This is a genomic window from Halorubrum sp., assembly GCF_046498025.1.
In the GTDB taxonomy this organism is placed as follows: Archaea; Halobacteriota; Halobacteria; order Halobacteriales; family Haloferacaceae; genus Halorubrum.
Genome location: NZ_JAWOBM010000044.1, coordinates 38732 through 50806 on the forward strand (window position 1 = coordinate 38732; position 12075 = coordinate 50806).

The following is a 12075-nucleotide window of genomic DNA, read 5'->3' on the forward strand; positions in this document are numbered from 1 at the left end:
CGTCGTCGCCGTCCCGTTCCCCGAATCCGCCGCGCGCAAGCCAGTAGCTTTTCACGTCCGTCAGTCGTATCCTCGCGCCATCGATGTCTCACGAACCGTCTGTCGACCGCTCGTCGCCGCCCGGAGACGACTTCTTCGCCTCGTTCGTGGCGGGGTGCTCGGACCCGGTCGTCTCCCTCGACGCCGACGGCGTCGTCGTCTACGCGAACCCGGCGGTCGAGCCGGCCCTCGGCTACGACCCCGCGGCGCTTCGCGACAGACGGCTCGCGGAGCTGATCCCGGCGGAGCGCTCCGCCGAGCGCGCCCACGCGCTCTCGCGTCGACTGTCCGGCGCCGCGGAGCTGTGCGACCCCGACGGCTTCGCCTGCCCCCTGCGGCACGCCGACGGCCGAACGGTTTCCTTCTCGGTTCGGTTCCACGAACACCGGTCGTCGGACGAGTCGGTCTACACGGGCGTGTTCCGGGGCGGGGTCGAGGAGGCGGCCGCGCGCGACCTGCGGACCTTTCGGAACGCCGTCGAGCACGCCGGCCACGCCATCTACATCACCGACGCGGACGGGACGATCGAGTACGTCAATCCGGCGTTCACCGACAGCACGGGGTACGAACCCGCCGACGCGATAGGCGAGACGCCGGCGATACTCAACGCCGGTGAGATGCCCGACGAGTACTTCGCGGCGCTGTGGGAGACGATCGAGTCCGGCGACGTCTGGAAAGAGGAGCTCGTCGACCGACGCCGCGACGGCGAGCTGTACCACGCCCACCAGACGATCGCGCCGGTGTTCGACGAGGAGGGCGACGTCTCCCGGTTCGTCGCGATCCAGACCGACGTGACGGAGAAGCGGGAGGCAACGAGGCGGCTGAAACAGTACCGCGACGCCGTCGAGGCGCTCGCCGACCCGATCCTCGTCCAGAACCGCGACGGGGAGTTCGAGCTCTGTAACGAGGCGGTGACCGAGTTCGCCGGCGTGCCCGCGGAGGAGCTGTACGGCACCGACGAGTTCGCGTTCATGGACCCCGAGACGGCGGCCGAAATCGCCGCTCACCGGCGGGAGGTGATGCGAACGGAGGAGCCGGCCGAATACGAGGTCACGCCGACGTTCGAGCGCAGCGACCGCGCGGCGTCGTTCGACACGCGGCGGTACCCCTACTACGACGCCGACGGCGAGCTGGCCGGGACGCTCGCGATCTGCCGGAACGTGACCGAGATGAAGCGCCGCGAGGCGGAGCTCGAGCGCTACGAGCGCGCCGTCAACGGCGCGACCGACCTCATCGCCGCGGTCGACCGCGACGGCCGGTTCCTGTTCGCGAACCCTCAGTACCGGGCGTATCACGGGATCGAGGCGGAGGACGTGCGCGACCTCTCGCTCGCCGACGTCGTCGACGACGAGCGGTACCCCGAGGTGGACCGTCACGTCGCTCGCGCGCTCCGGGGCCGGCCCGTGGAGTACCGGACGAAACGGACGCACCCCGTCCGGGGAACGCGGACCTTCGACGTCCGGTACTACCCCCTGGAGGAGCCCGACGGCGACGGCGTCGACGGCGTGGTCGGCGTCCTGCGGGACGTGACCGACAGCGAGAACCGGGCGCGCCAGCTCAGCGTCGTGGACCGGGTGTTACAACACAACCTCCGGAACGCGCTGACGGTGATCCGGGGCCGCGCGAAGCAGATCGCCGAGGGGTCGTCAGACGACGACTCCGATTTCGACCGCGACGACGCCGCGAGGTTGGCGGCGTACGTCGTCTCGCGGGCGGACGACCTCCTGACGACGAGCGAGAAGGCCCACCACGTCACCGAGATCTTGAGCGACGCGCCCGAGGTGGAACGGATCGACGTCGGCCGATCGATCGACGAGACCGCCTCGTTGCTCGCCGCCGAGTTCCCGAACGCGCGGATCGCGGCGTCGACGCCCGGAGAGGGAGAAGCCGTCGCCTCGGCGACCGCGTGGCTGGACCGCGCGCTGGCGGAGCTGATCCGGAACGCCGTCGTCCACCACGACCGGGACCGACCGGCCGTCGACGTCGACGTCGAGGCGACCGCGGACGCGGTGAGGGTGCGGATCGCCGACGACGGCCCCGGGCTGAGCGACATGAACCGCGACGTGCTCGAGACGGGCCGCGCCGTGGACGCGCTGTACCACGGGAGCGGACTCGGTCTGTGGCTCGTCTACTGGGTCGTCGAGCAGTCCGGCGGGTCGGCGACGGTCGAGGCGGCGGACCCTCGCGGCACCGCCGTGACGGTGACGCTGGCGCGTTCGACGGAGTGACCGACCTGTAGGCCGTTCTGAAGTTCTTCACGCGCTCGGAATCGACGTAACATTTATCATGAATTATGGTGTGTGTTACCACATGGCACTCAGAGAAACGGGACGACGACTTCGCGTCCGCCGCACCGGCTGGATCCCGCCGGGCGCGCGTGTCCGTCACTACGACGAGCTCGACGAGGACGCGCAGGTCGCCGTCAGGGAACTCGCCGGCCGACCGCGAACCGCACCGGAGATCGACGGCCTCGAGGACGGGGACTTCGTGAAGTTCACCGACTACTACCAGGTTCGCACGCGCTGAGCGGCCGGACGAGCGGTCCCGCCGACGTTCGGTACCACCGAGTCGACCGCCACCCCGGAAGCGAAGTTGTTTTCGCTCGCCGCGCGAACACAGATCCATGGACAGTGGCGGATCTACCGACATGACGCTCGCGTTCGAGCTCGAGGCGCTGAAGGCCCTCGCGGACCCCAACGACGTGTTCAACAACGCCCGGCAGTGGACGGAGTACGTCGGCGTCGTCAGCGAGAAACCGACCTACGTGGTCACCAACTTCACCCGCAAACACCGCGTGCGTCAGGATTTCTTCTCGGGGCCGCGCGGCGTCGAGGAGAGCTTAGAGAACATCGCTAGCCAGTTCGATACGGACCGACACGTGTACGTCGGCGTCGACGGCGACGACGAGGCGGTCGCCGAGGCCACCGGCTGGGAGTTCCTCCACGTCGAGGACGCGGCGGAGGCCGCCGGCTGGACCCTCGCGAGCGACGAGCCGGACGAGGCGGACGCGTCGGAGGAGCCGTCGCGCGACGACTGGCCTTAACCCGGCGCCCACCGTTCGGAGCCGGTGGCGTGGACCGACCGACCGCCGCGTCGGGGAGGTGTTTTCATCGTCGACGAGAAACGTGGGCCCATGAGTGACGACGGCGACCACGACGACGGGCACGAACATCACCACCACGACGACGGGCACGAACATCACCACCACGACGCCGAGTCGGTCGCGGTCGCGATCGTGACGGTGTCGTCGTCGCGGTCGCTTGACGAGGACCCCTCCGGCGATCACGTCGCCGCCGCGTTCGAGGACGCCGGCCACGAGGTGGCCGTGCGCGAGCTGGTCCCCGACGAGTACGACAGCGTGCAGGGGACCGTCGACCGGCTGGCCCGCCGCAGGGACACCGACGTCGTCGTGACCACGGGCGGAACGGGCGTGACGCCGGACGACGTGACGCCGGAAGCGGTCGACCGCCTCTTCTCGAAGAAGCTCCCCGGCTTCGGCGAGCTGTTCCGCCGGCTCTCGCAGGAAGAGGTCGGCACGCGGACCGTCGGGTCGCGGGCGACCGCCGGCATCGCCTCCGCGACGCCCGTCTTCTGCCTTCCCGGCTCCGAGAACGCGGTTCGACTCGGCGTCGACGAGATCGTCCTCCCCGAGGTCGGCCACCTCGTCGGGCTCGCCGGACGCGGCGTGGACGAGACCGGCGAGGAGGTGAAAACGGAAGACAGCGACGACGGCGGTCAGGAGTCGACTGAGGAGGGGTCGGCGGAGGAGGGGTCGGCGACGGAGGAGGAATCGGAGTAGCGTCCGGCCGCCGCGATCGCTGCGGAGTCCCTGTTAAACGGAGACGAGGAAGTTCCGGATCAGGTCGTGGCCGGACGCGGTCAACACGCTCTCGGGGTGGAACTGCACGGCCTCGATCGGGTGTTCGCGGTGGCGGATCCCCATCACGATCTCGTCGCCGTCGTGGTCGGTCGTGGCCGTCACGTCGAAGACGTCCGGGACCTCGGTGGCGGCCAGCGAGTGGTACCGGCCCGCGCGGAACCCCTGGGCGAGTCCGGCGAACACCCCCTCGCCGTCGTGGTCGACGGGGAACGCCTTGCCGTGGATCGGCTCCGGCGCGTGGCCGACCGCGCCGCCGTACTCGTACACGGCCGCCTCGAGGCCGAGACAGACGCCGAGCGTCGGGACCGTCCGCGAGAGGTCGCGCAGCACGTCCATCGTCACGCCCACGTCGCGCTCGGTCTTCGGGTGACCGGGCCCGGGGCTGATGAGGATCGCGTCCGGGTCGGCGTTCCGGATCTCCGCGAGCGACGCGGTGTTCTTAAACACTTCCACGTCGATCGGCTCCGGGTCGCCGCGCTCGGCGTCGCCCTCGTCGCCCGCTGCGGTCTCGCCGTCGAGCGTCTGGTCGGAGACGTACTCGACGAGGTTGTACGTGAACGAGTCGAAGTTGTCGACGACGACGACCTTCATCGGTCGGCCTCCGTGCCCGCGGGGAGGGGGTCGTCGCCCGCGTCGTCGCCGTCGGCGCCCGCGTCGTCGCCGCCGTCGGCGCCCGCGTCGTCGCCGCCGTCGCTACCGGTGCCGTCGGCGCCCGCGTCGTCGCCCTCCCGAATCCGGTCGATCGCGGTCAACACGCCGTCCATCTTCTGTTCGGTCTCCTCGTACTCGGCCGCCGGGTCGGAGTCGGCGACGAGCCCCGCGCCGGCCCGGACGGTCACCGCGGTCTCGTCGGCGTCGCGCGCGTCGGCCGGCGACTCGTCGAGCGTCGCGGTCCGGATCACGATGGCGAAGTCGGCGTCGCCGGTCCACGCGTAGTAGCCGACGCCGCCGCCGTACGCCTCCCGGGGAGTGGTCTCCAGCTCCTCGATTATCTCCATCGCGCGCACCTTCGGCGCGCCCGTGAGCGTGCCGGCGGGGAACGTCGCGCGCGTCGCGTCGAAGGCGTCGGCGTCGGCCGCCATCGTCCCCGTGACGGTCGACTCGATGTGCTGGACGTGGCTGTACTTCAGCACGTTCATGAACTCCTCGACGCGGACCGACCCCGCCTCCGAGACGCGCCGGACGTCGTTGCGCGCGAGGTCGACGAGCATCGTGTGCTCGGCGCGCTCCTTGGCGTCGGCGAGCATCTCGCCGGCGAGCCGGCGGTCCTCGACCGGGCTGGTCCCGCGGGGACAGGTGCCCGCGATCGGGTTCGAGACGATCCGGTCGCCCTGCACCGAGACGAGGGTCTCGGGGCTCGCCCCGACGATGCTGCGGTCGTCGTGGCGCAGCACGTACATGTACGGCGAGGGGTTCACCTCGCGCAGCGCCGCGTACAGCCCCAGCGAGTCCACTTCGCCGCGGAGCTCGCGGCTTCGCGAGATCACGCCCTGGTAGATGTCGCCGTCGAGGACGTAGCGCTTCGCGGTCCGGACCGCCTCCTCGTATTCCTCACGGGGACCGGCCGACTCCGACGCCACGCGGATCCCGTCGGGCTCCGGCGGCGCGGCCTCGCGCAGCTCGGCGCCGACCCGCTCCGCCTCGGCGACGAGGTCGTCGTAGACGGCCGCGGGGTCGTCGTCGACGCCGATCACGGGCGTGAAGACGAGCTCGGCGCTCCCCTCCTTCTCGTCGAAGACGACCGTGCGGGTCGTGAGCGCGAACTCGGCGTCGGGGAACTCCGTCTCGGGGCGCTCGACGCCCACCTCCTCTAACCAGAGGTCGTAGACGGCCTCGTACGCGAGGAAGCCGACGAACCCGCCCGAGAGGATCTGCCGGTCGGTGTCGGGGAAGCCGCGCAGGCTCACGTCGGGGAACGCCGCGCGGATCCGGTCGACCGCGTCGCCCGCCTCGGGGCCGAGGTCGCGCGCGGCCCCCGACGCACCGCCCGACCCGTCACCGACGAACTCCGCCGCCGGTCCGAGCCGGGTCACGTCGGTGCGGTCGGGGTGGACGGAGACGATCGCCTCGGGGTCGTAGCCGACGAACGAGTAGCGGGCGTGCCGGTCGGCCTTCCCGCCCGACGTGAACGCGCCGTCCGGGTCGCTGGAGGCGACCTTCTCGCCGGACTCCAGGAGGAAGCCGTAGGGGCCCTCGCCGACGAGGGTCGCGTACGCCGCGAGCGGGGTCACGTCGGCGTCGAGCGTCGCGGCCGCCCGAACGACGACCGGCCGCTCGGCGTCGGCGGCGAGCCCAACGAACTCGCCCTTCGAGCGGTCGAGCGGGTGGCCCTCGCGGCTCATACGAGTTCCACCTCCCGCCCCGCGTTGGCGACGAAGCGGGCCACCGCGTTGTGGTCCTTCCGCCCCTCGGCCAGCTCGACGCCGGAGGCGACGTCGACGGCGTACGGGTCGGCGACGCGGACCGCCTCGGCGACGTTGTCGGCCGTGAGGCCGCCCGCGAGCACGACCGGCGACGTGAGCCGGGACGCGAGGTCGCCCGTCGTCGCCCAGTCGTGGGTCTCGCCGGTGCCGCCGGCGCCCGAGTCGTCGGTCGAGTCGATCACGAGCGCGTCGGCGACCGCGTCGAACTCCTCGGCGCGGACCGGGTCGTCGGCGTCGATCGCGAGCAGGACCTTCCGTTCGGTCTCGGCCCGGATATACCGGATCTCGTCGGCGGTCCACTCCCCGTGGAGCTGGAGCGCGTCGGGGCCGATCGTCCGGATCAGCTCGACCGCGCGCTCGGCGGAGTCGGGCATGGTGACGAGCGTCGCGGTGACGAACGGCGGAACGTCCGCGAGCAACTCGGCCGCCGTCGCGGGGTCGACCTCGCGGTCGGAGTCGACCGGCACCTCGGAGATCACGCCGACCGCGTCGGCGCCGGCGTCGATCGCGGCTCGGAGGTCCGCGCCCCGCGTGAGCCCGCAGATCTTCACCCGGGCCATCAGTCGTCGTCCTCCGGGCCCGCGGTGGTCTCCGTTTTCGGGGCCTCCCCGGCCCCGCACAGCGCCGCGAACTTCTCGGCGGCCGCGCCGGAGTCGATCGCCTGGGCAGCGCGCTCGACGCCCGCCGCGAGCGTGTCGGCCTCGCCGGCGACGTAGATCGCCGCCCCGGCGTTTGCGAGGATCAGGTCGCGCTTCGGACCGGTGACGGAGCCGTCGACGATCCCCCGCAGGTCGGCCGCGTTCTCCTCGGGGGTCCCGCCCGCGACGGCCTCGATCGGGGCGCGGTCGAGTCCGATGTCCTCGGGCGCGAGCGTGAACTCTGTCACCTCGTCGCCGTCGACCTCCGCGACCACCGTCTCGTCGTGGATTCCGATCTCGTCCATGCCCGCGCCGTGGACCACCAGCGCGTGTTCGACGGGCATGTGCGCCAGCGACCGGGCGATCGTCCCCACCAGCTCGGGGTCGTACACGCCGAGCACTTGGGCGTCGGCGCCCGCGGGGTTGGTGAGCGGGCCGAGCACGTTGAAGATCGTCCGCATCCCGAGCTCCTTGCGCGGGCCGATGACGGCCTTCATCGCCGGGTGGAACACCGGCGCGAGCATGAAACCGATCCCGTCGTCCTCGATCGCGGTCTCGACCGCCGGCGGCTCGGCCTCGACGTCGGCCCCCGCGGCCTCCAGCACGTCGGCGCTGCCCGACGAGGAGGAGACGGAGTAGTTGCCGTGCTTGGCGATCGGGACGCCCGCGCCCGCGGCGACGATCGCGGCCGTCGTCGAGACGTTGATCGTGTCGTAGTCGTCGCCGCCCGTTCCGCAGGTGTCGACGAGGGGCTCGCGGGCCGGCTCGATCGTCCGGGCGGCGTCGCGCATCCCCTGCGCGAAGCCGGCGATCTCGGCCTCCGTCTCGCCCTTCGCCCGGAGGGCGGCGAGGAGGGCGCCGATCTGCGCCTCGGTGGCCTCCTCGAACACCAGCCGCGCGGCCTCGCGCGACTCCTCGACAGTCAGATCCGTCCCGTCCGTCACGCGCTCGACCGTGTCGTTGATATCCATAGTGTTCACCAATGTATTACTTCGCGTTGTGATGTACAAGTCTGTACACCGATTTAACCCTGTCGCCGCGGTGTCACCCGATCGCACGGGAGGCTCTCGGGTCGCTTCAGCGCTGACCGTCTGGACGCTCCGATAACGCGGGGCGTCAGGTGTGGGTTACCCGGCGCTACGCGAGTCGGTCGACCTCGCGGCGAGCCGTTCGACGCGAAGCGGGTTAGATGACGCCGAGCGACGTCTCTCCCTGCGCCTCCACGACGACCACGGGGACCTCGGCGTCGTCGATCACGGTATCGGTCGTGGAGCCGAACACGAACCGGCCGACGGTACCGGTGGTCGGGGCGCCGACGACCACGAGGTCGTAGTACGGCGACTGCTCGACGATCGCGCCCGCGGCGGTGCGGTCCTCGACGAGCCAGCGGTCGACCCGATCGAAGTCGCCGAGGCGCTCGCGAGCGGCCGAGAGGAGGCGGTCGCCGGCCGCTTCGTACTCGTTGGCGTCGGCATCGTCGGCGGCGGCCGCCGTCGCGTCCCCGTCCACGAGCGCCTCGTCGGAGGGGACGACGTGGAACAGCTCGAGCCACGCGTCGGTCGCATCGGCGATCTCCCGGGCCACGTCGACGGTCGCCCCGGTGTGGGGACCGGCGCCCACGGCCACGAGGATCGAGGACACGCGGTCCGGCCGCGCCGCGCGGTCGCGTCCCTTCAGCCGGGCGTGCGCCGCCGTCGCCGTCGACGCGGCCGCCTCCCTGACGGCCGGCGCGATGACGGGTTCGCCGATTCGGTCGCCGACCGTCGGCGCCTCGGCGCTCGCCTCGTTCGCGTCGCTCCCGTACATACCCCCACGTCAGACGCACGTCAGATAAATCCCCTTGGTCCGGGCCACTCCGTGAGAAGAGTCGCTACCGCGGCGGTTCAGACGCCACGCGACTGCGGTGACCCGCCGCTCCCGCGTCTGCCACTCCTGCGCCCGCAACGCACCGCGTCAGTCCCGGAAGAACTCCTCGCGCTCGAACGGCTTGTCCTCGCCCTCGACGGCGACGACGTCGAGCGCGGTGACGGTCGCGCCCACGCCGAGCAGCCCGGCGAGGCTCGGCTCGGTCCGCCCCTCGTCGCCGGAGATCAGCTCCTTGATGTAGAGCCCGCCGGCCCCGTGGATCTCGACGGTGGCGTGGCGCGGGTCCTCCGGCTCGGCGGTCGCCTCGTACACGTCGCGCTCGCGGGTGAGGCTCGCGCGCCGGTGGTCCACCCGATTCGGGGTGTACTGCTCGACGGTCGCCCCCTCCAGTTCGTCGACCGCGGCCGCGAGGGCGTCGGCGTCGACGTCGGCGTCGAACTCCACCCGCGCCCGGTAGCGCTTCGCGGCCTCCAGCTCTTTCACGCGCTCGACCATGTCGTAGCTCGCGAGCCGGAGCCCTTCAACCTCGACGGCGCCGCCGGCGAAGGCGTTGATGTCGGCCTCCAGCCGCTCGACGTCGACGCGGCGGCGGCGCGGCTCCTCGATCTCGATCACGAACGGGCGGCCGGTGCCGAGCATCAGCGCGTCGACGTCCTCGCGGCCCGCGCCGTGGAACGTCGCCTCCGTCCCGTCCATCACGTCCTCGACGATCGGCGCGGTGTACTCCTCGACGCTGTCGTCGTAGAGGTAGCCGGAACCGCCGCAGTGGTCGCAGGGGTCGGCGCCCTGCCGACCGGACCCCTTGCACTCGCGGCAGGGCCACTCGGTCTGGGGGATGTCGCGCTCCAGCTTTCGATACCGACCGTACACGAACGTGGAGTTCACCTTCGCGTCGACCTCGTCCTCGGCGAGGTCGATCGTGAACTGCACGTCGGGCCGGTCGAAGGAGACCTCCGCGCCCGTGAGCCGGCCGAACCGCTTGCCGACCTCGCGGTTGAACTCCGATTTGAACGGCTCGCCCGCCTCCTCGTCGAGGCCGGCGTCCGCGCGGAGCAGCGCCTCGTTCTCCTCGATAAGCGGCGGGGGACGGGTGCCGACGTTGTACGTGGCGAACTCGATCCCCTCGACCGCCTCGGCGGCGCGCTCGGCCCACTCGTCGAACTCGGCGCAGCGGCCCTCACAGACCCAGCAGTCCGCGGTGTCGACCGGCTCGTGGTCCTCGTCGTCGCGTAGCGCGAGCGTGACCCGCAGCGCCGACCCGCGCTCGTCGTTCGTCAGCCCGAAGCTCCGGTCGGCGACGAGCCGACCGAGACAGGGGTCACAAACCGGTCCCGTCTCGGTCGCCCGCGCCGCGACCTCCAGTACGTCCATACGGACTCCAGCGCCCCGCGTGGTAACTGTCTTACTACATCGAGGGCGCTTCGATCGGGCTCTCACCGCCGGGTCCTCCCGGCCGACTTAAGAGGGTCCGAATCGTTTCGCCGGGCGTGAACGAGCCGGCGTCCCGGGAGGAGAAGCTGGAGCTCGGCGTCGAGCTGCTCGCGCACCTCGAACGCGAGGAGCTGTCGCTGCCGGCCGCGATGGACCGGATCGAGACGGTGACGACGAGCCCGTCGCTCACCCGCGATATCCTCGACGCCGCCGAGAAGCGCGGCGTCATCGAGCGCGAGGACGCCCGTCTCCGGGTTCGACGCAACGGCACCTACGTCAACTACGAGAGTCAGGTGACCCGGCGCGAGGGCGAGTTCGAGTGTCGCCGGTGCGGCACCGGTATCACGACCGGCCACTTCGTGAAGCTCGACGCCGGCGAGCTCGGGCCGTTCGGTTCCTCCTGCATTCGGAAGGTGACCGGACGGGACGACGACTCCGAGTGAACGCCGCGATCTCGATAGCCCGTGTAACTTGTCGCGCGGTGGCGCGCGCCTGCGAGCGCCCCGTGAGCGCGAGTGGCGAGGGACCTTCGGTCCCTCTGACAGCCGGCGGCGGACCCGCCGGCGAGAGCGCGTGCGAGGTCGTCGGGCTTCGCCCGACTGCCAGAGGCGCGACGCGCCGGCTGGGGCTTTGCGGGGGTTCGCTGGAGAACCGAGGACGAGGATTTGGCTCCGTTGAACCCCTTGGTACCCGACAGAACAGGGACGCTGGATACAGCGATTGGGCCTTGTTTAGACGAGGAGAGTCGCTCAGTCTGAATGATGTGTAACTAGTGTCGTCTTGCTAGTAGCTCCGGAAAAGTACCAAATCTACTAAGAAGTGAAGCGGGATGGATTGGGTGTGCAAACCAAGATCTCCCGCTTCGCAAAGATGGTTGTATCGCTCTCAAAAAAAGCCGTCGCTGGCGAGCCAGCTCCAGCATACCGACCCCGGAAAGGGGGGTATGCCGACTGGATGATTCTTGCTGTACAAGGCTTCAAAGAGTATCTCGACCACGATTACCGGAAGCTGAGGGATATTCTGCGAGAAATGCCGAGAGTCGTGGAATTGATTGGGTTGAGGGTCGAGACACTCCCTCACTTCTCAACCGTTTGTGCGCGGAAGCAAGCGATTCCGATGAAGCGGTGGCGAGCGACCCTCGACGGTTCGATCGAACTATACGAACTCGGAGATGTTCAGGCAATCGACGCAACCGGCGTGCATCGCGTCCAAGCGAGCCAGCATTACGCGAAACGGACGGATTACGCGAAACGGACGGATTACACGTTTGAGTCGGTGAAGACCACGCTGTTCATCGATTGTGAAACGAGTTCGATTCTGGACATACACTGTTCGATGAAACAACCGCACGATACAGGTCGGCTGGCAGGTGTTGGTGCGGAATCTCGACGAGCTGACGGCTGTAGCGGCTGATAAAGGATACGACTGGGATGCACTTCGGACGAAGTTGCGTGCTGAAAGTATCACACCGCAGATTCCGCAACACGGCCCCGGTTTCCGAGGATGGGCGAGAAACTTACTCATCCACGACCGGGCGTATAACCAGCGTTCGGACGCTGAATCGGTGTTTTTCGGCTTACGACAGCGATACGGTGAGACGCTGTGGGCGAGAACGTGGTTCGGTCAATTCCGCGAACTTGTCATGAAATCAGCGGTGCGAAACATTGAACGCGCGATCGAGGGGGCACACCGCTGAACGCTGGCGTCTAAACAAGGCCCAGAGATTGTAGTCATCGCGGGAACTGCGTTATGTTCTCCATCTAAATCCCGAATCAGCCGATAGAATGCGCTTGCTTAT

The 12075-nt window shown here is 69.8% G+C and carries 11 protein-coding genes and 1 pseudogene; 6 read left to right on the forward strand and 6 right to left on the reverse strand.

Annotation, left to right across the window (positions count from 1 at the left end):
- Window positions 1–83 precede the first annotated feature (83 nt).
- From R6U01_RS09720 to R6U01_RS09735, 4 genes are all read left to right on the forward strand, one after another.
- Entirely contained in the window at window positions 84–2267 is a 2184-nt protein-coding gene (locus R6U01_RS09720) for a PAS domain-containing protein (RefSeq protein ID WP_410286257.1), read from the forward strand.
- A gap of 82 nt (window positions 2268–2349) precedes the next feature.
- Window positions 2350–2565: a hypothetical protein gene (locus tag R6U01_RS09725; RefSeq protein ID WP_410286258.1), complete on the forward strand. Its 216-nt coding sequence runs from the start codon at window positions 2350–2352 to the stop codon at window positions 2563–2565.
- Between the two features lie 97 nt (window positions 2566–2662).
- Window positions 2663–3082, forward strand: coding sequence for a hypothetical protein (locus R6U01_RS09730; RefSeq protein ID WP_410286259.1), 420 nt, complete (start codon window positions 2663–2665; stop codon window positions 3080–3082).
- A gap of 90 nt (window positions 3083–3172) precedes the next feature.
- Window positions 3173–3838, forward strand: coding sequence for a molybdenum cofactor biosynthesis protein B (locus tag R6U01_RS09735; protein WP_410286260.1), 666 nt, complete (start codon window positions 3173–3175; stop codon window positions 3836–3838).
- A 33-nt stretch (window positions 3839–3871) separates the two neighbouring features.
- Here the strand turns inward: R6U01_RS09735 and trpG are convergent, their stop codons facing one another.
- From trpG to R6U01_RS09765, 6 genes are all read right to left on the reverse strand, one after another.
- Window positions 3872–4510: an anthranilate synthase component II gene (trpG, locus tag R6U01_RS09740; protein WP_410286261.1), complete on the reverse strand. Its 639-nt coding sequence runs from the start codon at window positions 4508–4510 to the stop codon at window positions 3872–3874.
- Complete coding sequence (gene trpE, locus R6U01_RS09745) at window positions 4507–6261, reverse strand: anthranilate synthase component I (protein WP_410286262.1); 1755 nt, start codon at window positions 6259–6261, stop codon at window positions 4507–4509. Before trpE ends, trpG begins: the two co-directional genes overlap by 4 nt.
- Window positions 6258–6902 carry a phosphoribosylanthranilate isomerase gene (locus R6U01_RS09750; RefSeq protein ID WP_410286263.1) on the reverse strand — a complete coding sequence of 215 codons (645 nt, stop codon included), beginning with the start codon at window positions 6900–6902 and terminating at the stop codon, window positions 6258–6260. Before R6U01_RS09750 ends, trpE begins: the two co-directional genes overlap by 4 nt.
- A complete protein-coding gene (trpD, locus tag R6U01_RS09755; protein ID WP_410286264.1) occupies window positions 6902–7951 on the reverse strand; it encodes an anthranilate phosphoribosyltransferase in 1050 nt (349 codons plus the stop codon). Before trpD ends, R6U01_RS09750 begins: the two co-directional genes overlap by 1 nt.
- 214 nt (window positions 7952–8165) lie before the next feature.
- A complete protein-coding gene (locus R6U01_RS09760; RefSeq protein WP_410286265.1) occupies window positions 8166–8786 on the reverse strand; it encodes a universal stress protein in 621 nt (206 codons plus the stop codon).
- Between the two features lie 147 nt (window positions 8787–8933).
- Window positions 8934–10217: a tRNA pseudouridine(54/55) synthase Pus10 gene (locus R6U01_RS09765; RefSeq protein ID WP_410286266.1), complete on the reverse strand. Its 1284-nt coding sequence runs from the start codon at window positions 10215–10217 to the stop codon at window positions 8934–8936.
- A 116-nt stretch (window positions 10218–10333) separates the two neighbouring features.
- Between R6U01_RS09765 and R6U01_RS09770 the strand changes: the two genes are divergently transcribed.
- Window positions 10334–10720, forward strand: a complete 387-nt coding sequence (locus R6U01_RS09770) for a DUF5830 family protein (RefSeq protein ID WP_410286267.1) — start codon at window positions 10334–10336, stop codon at window positions 10718–10720.
- Between the two features lie 376 nt (window positions 10721–11096).
- Window positions 11097–11973: pseudogene (locus tag R6U01_RS09775) on the forward strand (IS5 family transposase).
- Window positions 11974–12075: the final 102 nt, after the last annotated feature.

Coding starts and splice junctions, on each gene's coding strand:
- R6U01_RS09725 (WP_410286258.1), top strand. CDS start 2,350: ATGGCACTCAGAGAAACGGGACGACGACTTCGCGTCCGCCGCACCGGC.
- R6U01_RS09735 (WP_410286260.1), top strand. CDS start 3,173: ATGAGTGACGACGGCGACCACGACGACGGGCACGAACATCACCACCAC.
- R6U01_RS09765 (WP_410286266.1), bottom strand. CDS start 10,217: ATGGACGTACTGGAGGTCGCGGCGCGGGCGACCGAGACGGGACCGGTT.
- R6U01_RS09720 (WP_410286257.1), top strand. CDS start 84: ATGTCTCACGAACCGTCTGTCGACCGCTCGTCGCCGCCCGGAGACGAC.
- trpG (WP_410286261.1), bottom strand. CDS start 4,510: ATGAAGGTCGTCGTCGTCGACAACTTCGACTCGTTCACGTACAACCTC.
- trpE (WP_410286262.1), bottom strand. CDS start 6,261: ATGAGCCGCGAGGGCCACCCGCTCGACCGCTCGAAGGGCGAGTTCGTT.
- R6U01_RS09750 (WP_410286263.1), bottom strand. CDS start 6,902: ATGGCCCGGGTGAAGATCTGCGGGCTCACGCGGGGCGCGGACCTCCGA.
- R6U01_RS09760 (WP_410286265.1), bottom strand. CDS start 8,786: ATGTACGGGAGCGACGCGAACGAGGCGAGCGCCGAGGCGCCGACGGTC.
- trpD (WP_410286264.1), bottom strand. CDS start 7,951: ATGGATATCAACGACACGGTCGAGCGCGTGACGGACGGGACGGATCTG.
- R6U01_RS09730 (WP_410286259.1), top strand. CDS start 2,663: ATGGACAGTGGCGGATCTACCGACATGACGCTCGCGTTCGAGCTCGAG.